At 61.7% G+C, this 17059-nt stretch carries 18 protein-coding genes; 17 read left to right on the top strand and 1 reads right to left on the bottom strand.

Translation table 11 applies throughout. The features are described from left to right. Positions 1 to 52 precede the first annotated feature (52 nt). Genes tsf through ARADN35_RS0100375 form a run of 15 tightly spaced genes read left to right on the top strand, consistent with a single transcriptional unit; the run spans position 53 to position 14276 of the window. Positions 53 to 985, top strand: a complete 933-nt coding sequence (gene tsf / locus ARADN35_RS0100305; RefSeq protein WP_010457837.1) for a translation elongation factor Ts — start codon at positions 53 to 55, stop codon at positions 983 to 985. Between the two features lie 59 nt (positions 986 to 1044). Continuing rightward, positions 1045 to 1767, top strand: coding sequence for a UMP kinase (gene pyrH, locus ARADN35_RS0100310; protein WP_010457839.1), 723 nt, complete (start codon positions 1045 to 1047; stop codon positions 1765 to 1767). Positions 1768 to 1818: 51 nt separating this feature from the next. Next, the gene (gene frr / locus ARADN35_RS0100315; RefSeq protein WP_010457841.1) at positions 1819 to 2379 is read left to right on the top strand and encodes a ribosome recycling factor; all 561 of its coding nucleotides are present in this window, start codon (positions 1819 to 1821) and stop codon (positions 2377 to 2379) included. A gap of 23 nt (positions 2380 to 2402) precedes the next feature. Continuing rightward, positions 2403 to 3134: a polyprenyl diphosphate synthase gene (gene uppS / locus ARADN35_RS0100320; protein WP_010457843.1), complete on the top strand. Its 732-nt coding sequence runs from the start codon at positions 2403 to 2405 to the stop codon at positions 3132 to 3134. A 27-nt stretch (positions 3135 to 3161) separates the two neighbouring features. Then, positions 3162 to 4016, top strand: coding sequence for a phosphatidate cytidylyltransferase (locus ARADN35_RS0100325; protein WP_010457844.1), 855 nt, complete (start codon positions 3162 to 3164; stop codon positions 4014 to 4016). Continuing rightward, positions 4016 to 5194 carry a 1-deoxy-D-xylulose-5-phosphate reductoisomerase gene (ispC, locus tag ARADN35_RS0100330; RefSeq protein WP_029412730.1) on the top strand — a complete coding sequence of 393 codons (1179 nt, stop codon included), beginning with the start codon at positions 4016 to 4018 and terminating at the stop codon, positions 5192 to 5194. Before ARADN35_RS0100325 ends, ispC begins: the two co-directional genes overlap by 1 nt. Before the next feature lie 26 nt (positions 5195 to 5220). Continuing rightward, complete coding sequence (gene rseP / locus ARADN35_RS0100335; RefSeq protein WP_010457848.1) at positions 5221 to 6585, top strand: RIP metalloprotease RseP; 1365 nt, start codon at positions 5221 to 5223, stop codon at positions 6583 to 6585. 45 nt (positions 6586 to 6630) lie between these two features. Continuing rightward, positions 6631 to 8928 carry an outer membrane protein assembly factor BamA gene (gene bamA / locus ARADN35_RS0100340; RefSeq protein ID WP_010457849.1) on the top strand — a complete coding sequence of 766 codons (2298 nt, stop codon included), beginning with the start codon at positions 6631 to 6633 and terminating at the stop codon, positions 8926 to 8928. Next, on the top strand, positions 8928 to 9449 hold the full coding sequence (locus tag ARADN35_RS0100345) for an OmpH/Skp family outer membrane protein (RefSeq protein WP_010457852.1): 522 nt from the start codon (positions 8928 to 8930) through the stop codon (positions 9447 to 9449). Before bamA ends, ARADN35_RS0100345 begins: the two co-directional genes overlap by 1 nt. Before the next feature lie 24 nt (positions 9450 to 9473). After that, positions 9474 to 10457: a UDP-3-O-(3-hydroxymyristoyl)glucosamine N-acyltransferase gene (gene lpxD, locus ARADN35_RS0100350; RefSeq protein WP_010457853.1), complete on the top strand. Its 984-nt coding sequence runs from the start codon at positions 9474 to 9476 to the stop codon at positions 10455 to 10457. 16 nt (positions 10458 to 10473) lie between these two features. After that, a complete protein-coding gene (fabZ, locus tag ARADN35_RS0100355; protein ID WP_010457855.1) occupies positions 10474 to 10914 on the top strand; it encodes a 3-hydroxyacyl-ACP dehydratase FabZ in 441 nt (146 codons plus the stop codon). 21 nt (positions 10915 to 10935) lie between these two features. Then, entirely contained in the window at positions 10936 to 11724 is a 789-nt protein-coding gene (gene lpxA / locus ARADN35_RS0100360) for an acyl-ACP--UDP-N-acetylglucosamine O-acyltransferase (RefSeq protein ID WP_010457856.1), read from the top strand. A 10-nt stretch (positions 11725 to 11734) separates the two neighbouring features. Continuing rightward, positions 11735 to 12898 carry a lipid-A-disaccharide synthase gene (gene lpxB / locus ARADN35_RS0100365; protein ID WP_029412733.1) on the top strand — a complete coding sequence of 388 codons (1164 nt, stop codon included), beginning with the start codon at positions 11735 to 11737 and terminating at the stop codon, positions 12896 to 12898. Beyond that, on the top strand, positions 12864 to 13490 hold the full coding sequence (gene rnhB, locus ARADN35_RS0100370; protein ID WP_029412735.1) for a ribonuclease HII: 627 nt from the start codon (positions 12864 to 12866) through the stop codon (positions 13488 to 13490). Before lpxB ends, rnhB begins: the two co-directional genes overlap by 35 nt. Positions 13491 to 13502: 12 nt before the next feature. Continuing rightward, positions 13503 to 14276: a TrmH family RNA methyltransferase gene (locus ARADN35_RS0100375; RefSeq protein ID WP_029412738.1), complete on the top strand. Its 774-nt coding sequence runs from the start codon at positions 13503 to 13505 to the stop codon at positions 14274 to 14276. 59 nt (positions 14277 to 14335) lie between these two features. On the opposite strand, the gene ARADN35_RS0100380 is transcribed toward ARADN35_RS0100375, so the two are convergent. Next, the gene (locus ARADN35_RS0100380; RefSeq protein ID WP_010457865.1) at positions 14336 to 15151 is read right to left on the bottom strand and encodes a hypothetical protein; all 816 of its coding nucleotides are present in this window, start codon (positions 15149 to 15151) and stop codon (positions 14336 to 14338) included. Positions 15152 to 15442: 291 nt separating this feature from the next. On the opposite strand from ARADN35_RS0100380, the gene carA reads away from it, so the two are divergent. Both carA and ARADN35_RS0100390 read left to right on the top strand, forming a co-directional pair. After that, positions 15443 to 16615 (top strand): glutamine-hydrolyzing carbamoyl-phosphate synthase small subunit, encoded by a 1173-nt coding sequence (gene carA, locus ARADN35_RS0100385; RefSeq protein ID WP_029412741.1) that lies wholly within the window; start codon positions 15443 to 15445, stop codon positions 16613 to 16615. 20 nt (positions 16616 to 16635) lie between these two features. After that, the gene (locus ARADN35_RS0100390; protein ID WP_010457868.1) at positions 16636 to 17058 is read left to right on the top strand and encodes a hypothetical protein; all 423 of its coding nucleotides are present in this window, start codon (positions 16636 to 16638) and stop codon (positions 17056 to 17058) included. Position 17059 lies beyond the last annotated feature (1 nt).

The raw sequence follows: 17059 nt of genomic DNA on the forward strand, positions 1-17059 counted from the left end.
TTTTTTTTAGGCGGAATCTGAATCGATTGAACTGAATACTGAAGGAATAAAGATGGCTGCAATTACCGCAAGCATGGTTGCCGAACTGCGTGGCAAGACCGATGCACCGATGATGGAATGCAAGAAGGCGCTGACGGAAGCTGACGGCGACATGGCCAAGGCTGAAGAACTGCTGCGCGTCAAGCTCGGCACCAAGGCTGGCAAGGCCGCCTCGCGCATCACCGCCGAAGGCGTGGTGGCCAGCTACATCGACGGCACCACCGGTGGCCTGATCGAAGTGAACAGCGAAACCGACTTCGTGAGCAAGAACGACAGCTTCATGGCCCTGGCCAAGGCTGCTGCCGAACTCGTGGCCAAGCACAACCCCGCCGACGTGGTTGCGCTGGGTGCACTGCCCTACGAGCAAGACAGCTTTGGTCCCACGCTGGAAGACGTGCGCAAGGGCCTGATCGGCAAGATCGGCGAAAACATGTCGTTCCGCCGCTTCCAGCACTTCGGTGGCAGCGGCAGCAAGCTGGCTTCCTACCTGCACGGCTCGCGCATTGGTGTAGTCGTGGAATTTGAAGGCGACGAAGTCGCTGCCAAGGACGTGGCCATGCACATCGCAGCCATGAAGCCCGTGGCACTGACCAGTGCTGATGTGCCTGCCGACCTGATCGCCAAAGAGCGTTCGGTGGCAGCCGCCAAGGCTGCCGAAGATGCCGCTGTGGCCGTGGCCGCAGGCAAGCCTGTGCAATCCGACGAAATCGTTGCCAAGCGCATCGAAGGTGGTGTGCAGAAGTTCCTCAAGGAAGTCTCGCTGTTCAACCAGGTCTTCGTGAAGGCTGCGGACGGCAAGCAGACCGTCGAGCAAATGCTGAAGGCCGCCAACACCACGGTGAAGGGCTTCACGCTCTACGTCGTGGGCGAAGGCATCGAGAAGAAGGTGGACGACTTCGCTGCCGAAGTGGCCGCCCAGGTTGCAGCCGCCAAGGCCGCTGCCTGATCGCCGTTTCCGGCAAAAAAACCACCAAAGCCCAGCACCACCTACCGGAGAAATTTCCCATGTCCAACGCTGCACCAGCCCACAAGCGCATCCTGCTCAAGCTGTCTGGTGAGGCGCTGATGGGGGACGACGCCTTCGGTATCAACCGCGCCACCATCGTGCGCATGGTGGAGGAGATCGCCGAAGTGACCCGCCTGGGTGTCCAGGTGGCCGTGGTGATTGGTGGGGGCAATATTTTCCGTGGTGTCGCGGGTGGCTCGGTCGGTATGGACCGTGCCACCGCTGACTACATGGGCATGCTGGCTACCGTGATGAACGCACTGGCCCTGGCCGATGCGATGGACAAGCAGGGCTTGGTGGCCCGCGTGATGTCTGCCATTGCCATCGAGCAGGTGGTCGAGCCCTACGTACGCCCCAAGGCGCTGCAGTATCTCGAAGAGGGCAAGGTCGTCGTGTTTGCTGCTGGCACGGGCAATCCGTTCTTCACCACCGACACTGCAGCTGCGCTGCGTGGTGCCGAAATTGGCGCCGAACTGGTGCTCAAGGCAACCAAGGTGGATGGCGTTTATACTGCCGACCCCCAGAAGGACCCCACCGCCACGCGCTACACAAAGCTGAGCTTTGACGAGGCCATGTCCCGCAATCTGGGCATCATGGATGCGACCGCGTTTGCCCTGTGTCGCGACCAGAAGTTGCCTGTGCGGGTGTTCTCCATCATCAAGCACGGCGCCCTGAAGCGCGTGGTGATGGGTGAAGACGAAGGTACGCTGGTTTACGCTTGACGACGATGGCTGCGGCCTGCATTGGATGCAGGTCGGCCCTGAGGAGAAAACATGACGATTGCCGACATCAAGAAGAATGCTGAAACCAAGATGGACCAGTCCATCTCGGCCTTCAAGAACAATCTGCAAAAGATCCGCACCGGCCGCGCCAACCCCGCGCTGCTCGATACGGTGCAGGTCGAGTATTACGGCTCTCTGGTTCCATTGAGCCAGGTTGCCAACGTGGCCTTGATCGATTCGCGCACCATCAGTGTGCAGCCCTGGGAAAAGGGCATGGGTGCCAAGATTGAAAAGGCGATCCGCGAAAGCGACCTGGGTTTGAACCCCGCATCGATGGGTGATCTGATCCGCGTTCCGATGCCCGCGATGAGCGAAGAGCGCCGCAAGGAAATGACCAAGCTGGCCCGCAACGAAGGCGAGAGTGCCAAGATTGCCGTGCGCAACCTGCGCCGTGACGCGAACGAATCCCTCAAGAAGCTGGTCAAGGACAAGCTGGCGTCCGAAGACGACCAGAAGCGCGCCGAAACCGACGTGCAGAAGGTCACCGACAAGCACATCGCCGAGATCGATGCGCTGGTGGCTGCCAAAGAGCAGGAAATCATGGCGGTTTAAGCCCGAAGGGCTTGAACGTTCACATGTCTGTATCTCCGGTGGTGCCACACCACATTGCCATCGTCATGGATGGCAACGGCCGCTGGGCCACGCGCCGCTTCCTGCCGCGCCTGGCAGGCCACAAGCAAGGGGTTGATTCACTGCGACGCTGTGCACGCGCTTGTGTGGAGCGCGGCGTGGGTGTGCTGACCGTCTTTGCCTTTTCTTCCGAGAACTGGAACCGGCCGGCCGATGAGGTCTCCGGCCTCATGGAGCTGCTGGCGATGGCGCTGGCGCGCGAAGTGCCGCAGCTCAAGAAGGATGGGGTGCGCCTGTACTTCGTGGGTGAGCGTGCCGGTCTTTCGCAGAAGGTGCGTGATGGCTTGGCGCAGGCAGAAGCGGCCACTTCCGAAAACACCCGCCTCGTGCTCAACGTGTGTTTCAACTATGGCGGCCGCTGGGACATTGCCCAGGCCGCGGCATCTCTGGCAGCGCGTGGTGAAGCCATCACCGAGGCCAGCCTGCATGGTGCGATGGGCATGGCCCACGTGCCCGACCCGGATCTGGTGATTCGTACCGGCGGGGAAATGCGGATCAGCAACTTTTTGCTGTGGCAGGCCGCATACTCCGAGTTTTTCTTCAGCGACCGGTTGTGGCCGGATTTCGACGAGTCGGCACTGGACGAGGCGATTGCAGCCTTCAGAGGTCGCGAGCGCCGTTTTGGCAAAACCTCCGAACAAATCCTGTCCGCGCATCCCCATCCGATGCCGGGCTGAGAACCTGCACAGGTTCTGAAAGGCCCCATGCTCAAGCAGCGCGTCATTACAGCCCTTGTCCTGCTGGCCATTTTGTTGCCGGCGCTTTTCTACCCATCCACCGTGCCCTTCACCGTGGTTGTGCTGGTACTCATGGCGGCCGGTGCATGGGAATGGGGCCGCTTGAGCGGGTTTGGACAGGCAGGCTCCCTGGCTGTGGGGGGCGCCTGTGTCGCTTTGTGCGCTGGATCGTGGGCCCTGGGCTGGGTGAACCGTCCGTTGACCGCTCTCTGGGTCGTCGGTGGGGGGCTCTGGGTGCTGGCGACTTCCTGGTTGCTCAAGGCTGGCGTGCCCGGTTGGCCCCGGATTCCTGCGGCGGTGCGGTTGGTGGCTGGGGTCCTGGCCCTGTGGCTTGCGTGGCTGGCAGTCGTGCAAGCGCGCAATGTTGGCATCAACTTCTTGCTGTCGGTGCTGCTCCTGGTGTGGGTCGCCGACATCTTTGCCTACTTTGCAGGCCGGGCTTTTGGCCTGCGCTTCACCAAAGGCAAACTGGCCCCCTCCATCAGCCCTGGCAAGAGCTGGGAGGGCGTGTGGGGCGGTTTGGCGGGCGTGATGGTCATGGCCTTCCTCTGGGTGGCGGCCGATGCCCACTGGCAGGCGACCGTGCCCAGCTTCTACAGCCGCATGGCACAACAGGGCTGGTGGCTGCTGGTGATCGCGGCGCTGTTCATGGTGGCCATGAGTGTGTCGGGTGACCTGGTCGAGTCGCTCATCAAGCGCAGCGCCGGTGTCAAGGACAGCAGCGGCCTGCTGCCCGGGCACGGCGGGGTGCTGGATCGGGTGGATGCCTTGTTGCCGACGCTGCCCCTGGCGATGATGCTCACGAGTCTGACCACACAATGATGAAACAACGACTGACTGTCCTGGGTTCCACCGGTTCCATTGGTACCAGCACGCTGGACGTGGTGGCCCGCCATCCTGAGCGCTTTGAGGTGTTTGCGCTCAGTGCTGCAACGCAGGTGGATCTGATGCTTGCGCAGTGCGCGCAATTCCACCCCCGTTATGCAGTGATGGCGAGTGCTCCCCATGCGGCGCTTCTTTCTGAAAAGTTAGCGGCAAATAGCCTTCCAACGCAAGTCCTTCAAGCGCAAGATGCTCTTGAAATGATAGCGTCGCACGCTGATGTGGATGCCGTGATGGCGGCCATCGTGGGTGCGGCCGGCCTGGCGCCCTGTCTGGCTGCGGCGCGCGCGGGCAAGCGGCTGCTGCTGGCAAACAAGGAAGCCCTGGTCGTCGGTGGTGGGCTGTTCATGCAGACGGTGCGTGACGGTGGGGCGACGCTGCTGCCCATCGACAGCGAGCACTCCGCAATTTTCCAATGCCTGCCAGAAGATCCAGCGACCTGGGCCGACCGGATCGACTGCATCCTTTTGACCGCTTCGGGGGGGCCCTTTCGCCAGCGTGATCCGGCGACGCTGTCACAGATCACGCCGGCCCAGGCCTGTGCGCATCCCAATTTTTCGATGGGCCGCAAGATCTCGGTGGATTCGGCCACGATGATGAACAAGGCGCTCGAAGTGATCGAGGCGCGCTGGCTGTTCGATCTGCTTCCAGACCAGATCAAGGTGGTGATCCACCCGCAGCAGATCATCCATTCCATGGTGCAGTTCAAGGATGCGTCCATCCTGGCGCAGCTGGGAACGCCCGACATGCGGGTTCCAATTGCTTGCGGCCTGGCCTGGCCAGAGCGCATCGCGAGCGGCGCGAGCAAGCTGGATTTTTCGGCCATGACTGCGCTGGCGTTCGAAGACGCCGATGCCCATCGATTTCCGGGTTTGCACCTGTCCTGGCAGGCGCTGAGGGCGGCCGAAGGGACAACCGCCGTATTGAATGCCGCGAACGAGGTGGCCGTCGGGGCATTTTTGTCCGGTCGTCTGCGTTTTGACCATATTCATGCCGTGAATCTTGCAACTTTGGATGCGGTTTTGCCCTCCAAGCCCGATTCGCTCGAAGCCCTGCTGGACCTGGATGCCCAGGCCCGCAATGCTGCCGAGCACGCCGCAGGCCGCCTGGCTGCCTGAGTTCTCACAGCACCACGGACCCGTACATGCTCCTTACCATCGTTGCCTTCATCGTGGCCCTGGGCCTTCTGATTGCCGTGCACGAATACGGCCACTACCGGGTGGCAGTGGCATGCGGAGTGAAGGTGCTGCGTTTTTCGGTGGGCTTTGGCAAACCGCTGCTGCACTGGCAGCCCAAAGGCTCGCCCACGGAGTTCGTGCTGGGCGCGTTTCCGCTGGGTGGTTATGTGCGCATGCTGGACGAGCGGGAGGCGCCTGTGGCGCCCGAAGAGCGGCATCTGGCCTTCAACACACAGCCTCTGCGGTCCCGCGCGGCCATTGTTGCAGCAGGTCCTGTGGCGAACCTGCTGCTGGCTGTACTGCTGTATTCGATCGTCAACTGGAATGGCGTTGAGGAGCCGAAGGCGGTTCTCGCCAGTCCGGTCGCTGGCTCCGTCGCGCAGAGTGCGGGCTTGCGCGGCGGTGAATTGGTGGCGCAGGCCGCGCTGGGTTCGGACGACATGGAACCCGTGCGGTCTTTCGAAGACCTGCGCTGGTTGCTCACGCGCGGGGCCCTCGAGGGTCTGGCCGTTCGCTTGGACGTGCAGCCGCAGTCGGGTGCCGTGCACCGGGAAATCCTGCTGGACATGTCGAAGATCGACAGCCGCGAGGCGGATGCCCAGCTTTTTCGAAAAATAGGAATCCTGGGTCCGTGGACGCGCCCCGTGCTCGGGGAGGTCATGCCTGATGGCGCTGCTGCCCGAGCCGGATTGCGCCAGGGGGATGTGGTCCTCAAGATCGGTGCCAGCGATGTGGTGGATGGGCAGCAGTTGCGCGAGTTGATCCGCCATTCCGTGCGGGGCAATGAGCCGCTGGTCCAGTCCTGGCGCGTTGATCGATCGGGACAGGTGCTGACCATGGAGGTCTTGCCTGACGCCAAAGCGGAGCTGGGTGCGACAGTCGGGCGCATCGGCGCCTATGTTGGAGCACCCCCCGAATTCGTGATGGTCGAATACGGTCTGTTCGAGGGGGCTTGGGCTGGCGTGGTCAAGACCTGGGACGTGTCCATCCTCACGCTTCGGATGATGGGGCGCATGCTGATCGGCGAGGCATCCCTCAAGAACCTCAGTGGCCCCTTGACCATCGCAGACTATGCCGGACGTTCGGCCAGCCTGGGGCTGACGCAGTACCTCGTATTCCTCGCCCTGATCAGCGTGAGCCTGGGCGTGCTCAACCTGCTGCCGCTCCCCGTCTTGGACGGAGGGCACCTGATGTATTATCTTTGGGAGGGTGTCACGGGCAGGGGGGTGTCAGACGCATGGATGGAGCGCCTGCAGCGCGGAGGTGTTGCAGTCTTGCTTCTCATGATGTCCATTGCCCTGTTCAACGATATCACCCGGCTCTTTGGCTAACACTTTTGCCGCGCTTGCCATGCAACTGCGGCGCCAGCTTCATTCATGAAAAAACACATCAATCGCCTGGGCGTGCGTACCGCATCGGCCGTTGCAGCCATGATTTTTGTCGCCAACGCGGCATGGGCTCTGGAGCCTTTCAAGGTGCAAGATATTCGCGTCGAGGGCCTGCAGCGTGTGGAGCCCGGCACCGTGTTTGCCTCGATGCCACTGCGGGTGGGTGACGACTACAACGACGAAAAAGGCGCTGCGGCCATCCGCTCACTTTTCGGTCTGGGGCTGTTCAAGGACGTGCGCCTGGAGGCGGCTGGAAATGTGCTGGTGGTCGTGGTGGAAGAGCGACCCACGGTGGCTGATGTGGACTTCGCCGGGACCCGTGAGTTTGACAAGGATGCGCTCAAGAAGGCCATGCGCGATGTCGGATTGACCGAAGGCCGTCCTTACGACAAGGCGCTGACCGACCGGGCCGAACAAGAGCTCAAGCGCCAATACATCAACAAGAGCCTGTATGGTGCCGAGGTCGTCACGACGGTGACCCCGATTGAACGCAATCGTGTCAATCTGACTTTCACCGTGGTCGAGGGTGATCCCGCCCGCATCAAGGATGTGCGCATTGTTGGCAACAAGGCCTTCAGTGAGTCCACCCTCAAAGGCTTGTTCGATCAGGACACTGGCGGCTGGCTCAGCTGGTACACGAAGTCCGATCGCTATTCACGCGCAAAACTCAACGCTGACCTGGAGACCCTGCGCTCCTACTACCTGCAGCGCGGTTATCTGGAGTTTCGTGTCGATTCCACCCAGGTCGCCATCTCGCCGGACAAGCAGGACATTTCCATCACCGTCAATGTCACGGAAGGCGAGCGTTATGTAGTCTCCGGCGTGAAGCTGGAAGGCAACTACCTGGACCGGGAAGACGAGTTCAAATCCCTGGTCACGATTCGCGCGGGCGAGCCTTACAACGCCGACCAGGTCACTGAAACAACCAAGGCTTTTTCGGAGTATTTCTCGCGGTTTGGTTTTGCATTCGCGCGGGTAGAAGCCGTGCCTGAGATTGATCGCGAAAACAACCGCGTTGCCTTTGTCCTGCAGGTGGAGCCGTCGCGCCGCGCCTATGTGCGCCGCATCAACGTCAGCGGCAACAACCGCACGCGCGACGAAGTGATCCGCCGGGAGTTCCGCCAGTACGAGGCCTCGTGGTATGACGGAGAGAAGATCCGCCTGTCGCGCGACCGCGTGGACCGCCTGGGCTACTTCACCGAGGTCAATGTGGAGACCCAGGAGGTTCCGGGCTCTCCCGATCAGGTGGACCTGGTGATCAATGTGGCCGAAAAACCCACGGGCTCGTTGCAGATGGGCGTGGGTTTTTCCAGTGCAGACAAGGTCTCGCTGTCATTCGGTATCAAGCAAGAGAATATTTTTGGTTCCGGCAATTACCTGGGCATTGATGTCAATACCAGCAAATACCGCCGTACGCTGGTGTTCAGCACCACCAATCCGTATTTCACGCCGGACGGCATTTCGCGGACGCTGGATGTGTACTACCGCACGGACAAGCCCTATGAAGACCAGGGTGGCAACTATGAGCTGGTGACCACCGGGACATCGGTGCGATTCGGGGTGCCGTTCAGTGAGACCGATACCGTGTTTTTTGGTGGAGGCCTGGAGCAGACCAAGATCAAGGCCGGCACGAACATTCCCGCGACCTACCTGGCCTACGCGGATCAGTTTGGCTACAGCAGCACATCCATTCCCTTGACGATCGGCTGGTCGCGGGATGATCGCGACAGTGCCCTGGCACCCAATTCCGGCCGCTATCAGCGCCTCAACTCCGAATGGTCGGTGGCCGGAGACGCGCGTTATGTGCGGGCCAACTACCAATACCAGCAGTACGTACCTCTGAACAAGCGCTTTACCGTCGCCTTCAATGGCGAGGTGGGGATCGGCAAAGGCATGAATGGCAGGCCATTCCCGGTGTTCAAGAACTTCTATTCGGGGGGGTTGGGTTCGGTGCGTGGCTTCGATCAAGGGACCTTGGGCCCGCGCGACGTAACGGGTGCCTCCTTGGGGGGGCCGAAGAAAGTGACACTGAACGCGGAGCTGATCGCTCCGTTCCCAGGCGCAGGGAACGATCGGACACTGCGCGTATTCACATTCTTTGACGTGGGTAATGTGTACGGAGAAAACGAAAAGGTTACCTTCAGTGACATGCGTTCCTCCGTGGGGCTGGGCTTGAGCTGGATTTCTCCGCTCGGTCCTTTGCGTCTCGCCTTTGCGCAACCGGTGCGCAAGTTCGCTGGCGATAGAATCCAGAAACTGCAATTCCAGATTGGAACGTCTTTCTAATGAAATCCATTTCTCGCCATATCTCTTTGGCCCTGCTGCTTGGCTCCCTGGCCGTGGCAGCCCCTGCGCAAGCGCAAGAGTCGTTCAGAGCCGGTTTTGTCAATACAGACCGCATCTTCCGTGAGGCCAGCACGGCCAAGGCTGCACAGGCCAAGCTGGAGCAGGAGTTCTCCCGCCGCGAGAAAGAACTGGTGGACATGGGCAATACCCTGAAGACCGCTACTGAGAAGTTCGAGCGTGAAGCGCCGACGATGGCTGAAAGCCAGCGCACCACCCGCCAGCGCCAGCTGGTGGATCAGGACCGCGAATTCCAGCGCAAGCGCCGCGAGTTCCAGGAAGACCTGAGCGCCCGCAAGAACGAGGAACTGTCCCAGGTCCTCGAACGTGCGAACAAGGTGGTCAAACAAGTGGCTGAAGCCGAGAAGTACGACGTGATCCTGCAAGAGGCGGTCTACATCAACCCCAAGCATGACATCACCGACAAGGTGATCAAGGCGCTGAATGCCGCTGCAGGCAAGTAAGCCACAGCGCTGGACAGGTGGCGCGTGAGCTTGCTTCTTGGGCACATAGTTGATGCGCTCGGTGGCTCGCTGGAAGGAGGTGCGGCAAAGGATGTCGTCATCTCCCGCATTGCGCCCCTGGAGGTTGCCGGGCCGGGAGATCTCAGTTTCCTGAGCAACCCCCGCTACCAACAGCAACTGGCCGCCTCCCGGGCGGCCTGTGTCATTGTGGCGCCTGCCATGCGTGATGTGGCGGTGGCGCGTGGTGCCAGCATCGTCGTGGACAACCCCTACGTGTACTTTGCGCGAGCTACCCAATTGTGGCGGCAGCGCAATGCGCCCGCGCGCCAAGCCGGTGTGCACGCCAGCGCGGTGGTCGATCCCACGGCACAGGTGCATCCCACTGCGACCATTGGACCGCTGTGTGTGGTGGAACGTGGCGCGCACGTGGGCGCAGGGACAGTGCTCAAATCGCGTGTGACCTTGGGCGAGGATTGCCATATCGGCGCGCACTGCATCGTGCATGCCGGTGTCGTGATCGGGGCGGATGGCTTTGGCTTTGCGCCCGATCATGGGCAATGGGTCAAGATCGAACAGCTCGGAGCCGTCCGCATTGGTGACCATGTCGAGATCGGTGCCAACACCTGCATCGACCGGGGCGCACTGCAGGACACCGTCATCGAAGATGGCGTCAAGCTCGACAACCTGATCCAGATCGGCCACAACGTACGCGTCGGAAAACACTCGGCCATGGCTGGATGTGTGGGTGTGGCTGGCAGTGCGACCATTGGCGCGCACTGCACGGTGGGTGGCGGGGCCATTGTGCTGGGCCACCTGGAGCTGGCAGACAACGTGCATATCTCGGCAGCCACGGTGGTCACACGCTCGCTGACCCGGCCTGGGCAATACACGGGCATGTTTCCCATCGACGACAATGCGCGCTGGGAAAAAAACGCTGCAACACTCAAACAACTGCACAGCTTGCGAGAGCGCATCAAGGCGCTGGAGCAGGCCCTCAAAGCAGCATGAACGGAAGAACAACTCGATGATGGATATTCACGCAATTCTCAAGCAACTGCCCCACCGCTACCCGTTCCTGCTGGTGGACAAAGTGATCGAGCTTGAGAGCAACACCCGCATCAAGGCCATCAAGAACGTGACGTTCAATGAGCCCTATTTCATGGGCCATTTCCCTGGCCGCCCTGTGATGCCTGGCGTGTTGATCCTGGAAGCGCTGGCCCAGGCAGCAGGCTTGCTGGCGTTTGATGCGATGGGCAAAGTGCCCGATGAGAACAATATCTACTACTTCGTGGGCATTGATGGCGCACGCTTCAAGCGCCCTGTGGAGCCGGGGGATCAACTGATCCTGTCCATCACGATTGACCGTGTCCGTGGTGGCATCTGGAAATTCAAAGGCGTGGCCAGCGTGGGCGAGGAAGTGGCTTGCGAGGCCGAACTCATGTGCACCATGCGCAGCGTGGGTTGATCGGCCCAGACCCGTTGGATCGTGAGCAATATCCATCCCACAGCCATCGTTGCGGACGGCGCCAACCTGGACCCCACGGTCACGGTCGGGCCGTATGCGGTCATTGGCGCGCATGTGTCCATCGGTGCGGGCACGACGGTCGGCGCACATTGTGTGATCGAAGGGCGCACCACGATTGGTGCCGACAACCGCATCTTTCAGTTCAACTCGATCGGTGCCATCCCGCAGGACAAGAAATACGCAGGTGAACCCACCAAACTGGTCATCGGCAACCGCAACACCATCCGCGAGTTCTGCACCCTGAATTTGGGTGTGCCCCAGGCTGGCGGCGTCACCAGGGTGGGAGACGACAACTGGATCATGGCTTACACCCACATCGCCCACGATTGCCATGTGGGCAACAACACCACGCTGGCCAACAACACCACGCTGGCGGGCCATGTGCACCTGGGCGATTGGGTGACGGTGGGAGGGCTCACCGGCATCCACCAGTTCGTCAAGGTCGGAGCCCATGCCATGGTGGGCTTTGCCAGCGCAGTGACACAGGACGTGCCCCCTTTCATGCTGGTGGATGGCAACCCGCTGGCCGTGCGGGGCTACAACGTGGTGGGGCTGCGCCGCCGTGGCTTCTCGCCCGAGCGCATTGGTGCTGTCAAGCAGATGCACAAGCTGATCTATCGCCAGGGCCTCACACTGGAGGCCGCACGTGCCGCCATTGGCGAGCTGGATCAAACCGCCCCCGATGCCGGGGGCGATGTGGCGATGATGGAGCGGTTCCTGGCCGACGCTACGCGCGGCATCGTGCGTTGAGGCGATCACCGTGAAGACGCCTCCCCGCATCGCCATGGTGGCGGGCGAAACATCGGGTGACCTGCTCGCAGGCCTGCTGATCGACGGCATGCAGGCCCATTGGCCGGGCCTGCAGTCCTGCGGCATTGGTGGCCCCCAGATGCAGCGCCGCGGATTCGCTGCCTGGTGGCCCAGCGAGAAGCTGGCTGTGCATGGCTACAGCATGGAAGTGTTGCGCCGGTTGCGCGAGCTTCTTGGCATTCGCAAGCAGTTGCGCCAGCGGCTCCTCAAGGATCGTCCGGATGTGTTCATCGGCGTGGATGCCCCTGATTTCAACCTGGCACTGGAGGCCGACTTGCGCGCGGCGGGCATCAAGACCGTGCATTTCGTGTGCCCGTCGATCTGGGCCTGGCGCGCGGACCGTGTCGAGAAGATACGCCGCAGCGCCGACCATGTGCTGTGCATCTTTCCGTTCGAGCCTGAACTGCTGGCGCGCCATGGCATTGCTGCGACCTATGTAGGGCATCCTCTTGCCGGTGTGATTCCCATGGTGCCGGACCGCGCTGCCGCCCGTGCTCAGCTCGGACTGCAGGATTCAGATGAAGTGCTGGCCATTTTGCCGGGCAGCCGCTCCTCGGAGATCGCCTACATCACTCGGCCATTTTTTGAGGCTGCAGCGCTTATTCTTCAAGCGCGCCCAGCTATTAAATTGATAGTGCCAGCCGTTCCAGCGCTGCGCGACCGCATCGTGCAGGCAGCGCAGGCCGCTGGATTGGGTGGTGCGGTGCAAGTCGTATCCGGGCAGTCCCACGCCGTGCTCGCAGCTTGCGACACCACGCTGATCGCCAGCGGTACCGCCACGCTGGAGGCTGCCCTGTTCAAGCGTCCCATGGTCATCGGATACCACATGCACCCGCTGAGCTGGTGGCTCATGCGGCGCAAACAGTTGCAGCCCTGGGTGGGGTTGCCCAACATCCTGTGTGGTGAATTCGTGGTGCCCGAGCTGATTCAGGATGCCGCGACACCCCAGGCGCTTTGTGCGGCAACGCTGCAATGGCTGGATGCGCGCCAGCACCATCCCGAGAAAATCACGGCCCTGGAGCAGCGGTTTACCGTGCTGCATGAAAGCCTGTTACGCAACACTCCCCAACTGGCAGCCGATGCGATCCAGAAAATCCTCCATCCCGCTGCCTGAACAGGCCTGCCTGCCATGGCACCCGGAAGGTCTTGTGGCCGGCGTGGATGAAGCGGGCCGTGGCCCGCTGGCGGGGCCCGTGGTGGCTGCCGCTGTCATCCTGGATGACCTGAACCCGATCGCCGGTCTTGCAGACTCCAAGAAACTCACGCCGGCCCGGCGCGAGAGGCTCTATGACGAAATCCGCGCCAAGGCGCTGTGCTGCAGCATTGCCGAGGCCAGCGTGGAGGAGATCGACCAGCTCAACATCCTGCAGGCCACCATGCTGGCCATGCGGAGGGCCGTGATGGGGCTGCGCCTGAAGCCCGTCATGGTGCTTGTCGATGGCAATCGGCTGCCTACGCTGGGCATCCAGGCCGAGGCCATCGTCAAGGGCGATGCGCTGGTGCCAGCCATCTCGGCCGCATCCATCCTGGCCAAGGTGCACCGCGACCGCTGGTGCGTGCAAGTGCATGAAGAATTTCCCCAATACGGATTTGCCGGCCACAAAGGCTATGGCACGGCCGTGCACATGGCGGCCCTGCGAGAGCATGGGGCCTGCGTTCACCACCGGCGTTCCTTTGCACCCGTGGCGCAGAACCTGCGCGGCTGAATCCGCCCACCCATGACATCTTCCTCCATCACTACCATCCATTCACGGGATAACACGTTCGTGAAAGACCTGCGCCGTCTTGCGCAGGACACCACGGCCTACCGCAAGCAGGGCCGGGTCTGGCTGGAGGGGGATCACCTCTGTCGCGCGGCCGTGGAACGGGGACAGCGTGCATCGATTGCGGTGTTTTCTGAGTCTTTTTGGCCTCTTGCGCAAGTGGAATGGGCGCAAGAAGCTATGAAAATTATAGTAATTTCCGACGCACTGTTTGCCGACATCAGTGGCCTGGAATCACCGGCGCGCATGGGTTTCATCATTGACCTGCCGTCGCCTGCCGCCTTGCGCCCGGGTGCGGCGACCGTCGTGCTGGACCGCGTGCAGGACGCTGGCAATGTGGGCTCCATCCTGCGCAGTGCATCGGCATTTGGATTCCGCCAAGTGGTCGCCATCAAGGGCAGCGCCGCGTTGTGGTCCGCCAAGGTGTTGCGCGCAGGCATGGGCTCGCATTTCGCATTGGACCTGATCGAAGGCGTGGAGCACGGCGAACTCCAATCGCTGGAGGTACCTATGCTGGTGACCAGTTCGCACGCCGGAGACTGGCTGCACCGTGCCGCCTTGCCCTGGCCTTGCGCTTGGGTTTTGGGCCACGAAGGGCAGGGCGTTTCCCCAGCCCTGGAGGCGCGGGCCGCGATGCACATCCGCATCGCGCAGCCTGGCGGCGAGGAGTCGCTGAATGTGGCGGCCGCTGCAGCGATTTGCCTGCATGCGAGCGGCGCCGGGCGCTGAAACCCCGTCTTTTGGGGCTGCCTCCAGCAGGCTGGATTTGCCTGCTGTCCTTTGCCTTTTTAGAGATTGCGCAGGAACTGGCGCACGAATTCACCCTGGTTGGCGGCATCTTTCTCGGTGCTGAACAGCACTTGCTGGTTCTCCACGCGGATCTTCAGTTGCGGTGCGAATTTGCATTGCACCAAGCCCACGCCGGACGCCGTGCTTTTGAAGGCGGGGGTGTTGCGGCACATGGATTCCAGCTCTGATGCCACCACGCCGCAGAAGCTGCCGATGCTCAGTGTCTGGAGTTTCTCGTCATCAATCGTGGCCCAGTCAACGTTGGTTTTCACTGAGGTACCGCATGCTGCCGTGGCATCCTGGTCGGCCTTGGCCAGTTCGGCCTGCACGCCCGCCAGGCGCTTGTTGCGGTCAAAGCGGGCCAGCTTTTCCTGCAGTCCCTGTTTTTGCTGGCTCTTGTAGCTGGCCTGCAGGTCGGCCAGCTTGAAGGCCTTGCTCTTTTCTTCGCTGAAGGCCAGTGGCACGCCATCGCGTTTGCCGGGCAGGTACACCACATAGTGTTCACCATTGCGATAGGCTTGGCTCTGCTTTTGCAGCAGGCCGTAGCTGCGGCCGTCGAGCGTGGTGGCGTACACCTCGCGCGCCGAGCCCTGCTGCTCCAGCTGGCTCAGAAACACAACCTGGTCGATGGGGTCGTTGATGCCGCTCACGCGCACCAGGGCCTGTTTCCCGTCTGCGGTGGGTGCCAGCACGACTTCAACCCCCTGGGGGGCCACGAAGACCTGGGGGTATTTGGCCAATTCCTGGGCATGGGCTGCCATGGCGGCACAGAGGCTGGCCAGGGACAGGGCGAGGGGGCGGAGAAAAACGCGCATCGGAGGCAGCCTTTGGTGTGGGTGTGAGGGATGGAAACCGGCCGAAGTCTAGGGCGGCTGTTGTTCCCTGAAATGCCTGGAACACTTGCTTACGTAACAAGGTTATGCAAGACATGCATTTGCCGTTGATTGCCCCCTGAAGGGTATAATCGGGAGCTTTTCTCGCAACAGCGTCGCCCGACCGCACCCAAAGCAACAACCCATCTGAGAGCAGCCGCTGGCACTCGATTGCAAATATCCTTTGCAAGCGGCCTGCAGGCGCCGGGCGACCGTAACCATCCGGAGAACCCAGTGCTTTTGTCTCTACAGGGAAATTTCCCGCCCGCCATCCTGGCGCTCGCAGACGGCACGGTCTTTATCGGCAATTCGATTGGTGCCACCAGCACCACCGTCGGCGAAGTGGTGTTCAACACCGCCATCACCGGCTACCAGGAAATCCTCACCGACCCGAGCTACTGCCAGCAGATCGTGACCCTCACGTATCCGCACATCGGCAACTATGGCGTCAATGTGGAGGATATCGAAGCCGACAAGGTCCATGCTGCAGGCCTGATCATCAAAGACCTGCCCCTGCTGGCCAGCAACTTCCGCTCCACAGAAACGCTCTCGCAGTACCTGGTGCGCGAGAAGACCGTTGCCATCGCCAACATCGATACCCGCAAGCTGACGCGCCTGCTGCGCAGCAAGGGTGCTCAAAACGGCGCCATCATCGGCCTTGCCGCTGGCCAGGCCGTCACGCAGGCGCTCATCGACGAAGCCATTGCCATGGCCAAGGCGGCCCCCAACATGGCCGGGCTGGACCTGGCCCAGGTGGTGACCACGGCATCGCGTTATGAGTGGACGCAGACCGAATGGAAGCTGGGCTCTGGCTACGGCGAGCTGGCAGCGCCGCAGTTCCACGTGGTGGCTTATGACTTTGGTGTGAAGAAAAACATTCTGCGCATGTTGGCAGAGCGCGGCTGCAAGGTCACCGTGGTACCCGCGAAGACGCCTGCCGCCGACGTGCTGGCACTCAAGCCCGATGGCGTTTTCCTGTCCAATGGCCCTGGCGATCCGGAGCCTTGCGACTACGCGATCGCAGCGACCCGCACCATCGTGGACAGTGGCATGCCCACGTTCGGCATCTGCCTGGGTCACCAGATCATGGCCCTGGCCGCAGGCGCCAAGACCTTCAAGATGACGCACAGCCACCATGGTGCCAACCACCCGGTGAAGGACCTGGACACCGGCCGCGTGAGCATCACGAGCCAGAACCACGGTTTTGCGGTGGAAATGGAATCGCTTCCTGCCAATCTGCGCGCCACGCACGTCAGCCTGTTTGACGGCACGTTGCAAGGGCTGGTCCACAAGGACAAGCCGGCATTTTGCTTCCAGGGGCATCCTGAAGCTTCCCCCGGGCCGCACGACATTGCTTATCTCTTCGACCGCTTCACCGACGCCATGCGCGCGGCGAAAGCCGGTTGAGCACGTGAGGAAACAGCGCCATGAAACTCTTCAGTTTCCCTCTCGCATCGCTGGAAAAGGCGATCCACAAGCGTGTCCTGACCCTGCCATCGCCCCACCGTGAGTGGTTCACCGAGCGCTGGGCGCAAAAGCCCTACAAAAAAGCGTTTATCGAGAACAAGGCGATGCCTCTCGTCACGCTCGTGGCCAAGGGCAAGACCCAGGACGATGCCGCCTTTGCAGAACTGCTGCAGGAGTGGGAAGTGACGTTTTATGACGCGGAAGAAGAGGTCTTGCGCCCGCTGATTCAGGGCGACGGCCTGCTGCAACTGATGCAGAAGAACCTTCCTCCCGAACGGGTACAGGCGCTGCTTGCCAAGTTGACCCAGCGGCGTTTGCCCGCAGACGCCGCAGCCTCTGCCCCTACCTCCAGCCCCCAGGCAGCCGAACCCACGATCGACTGAT

The sequence above is a fragment of the Acidovorax radicis N35 genome, assembly GCF_000204195.1.
Taxonomy (GTDB): domain Bacteria; phylum Pseudomonadota; class Gammaproteobacteria; order Burkholderiales; family Burkholderiaceae_C; genus Acidovorax; species Acidovorax radicis.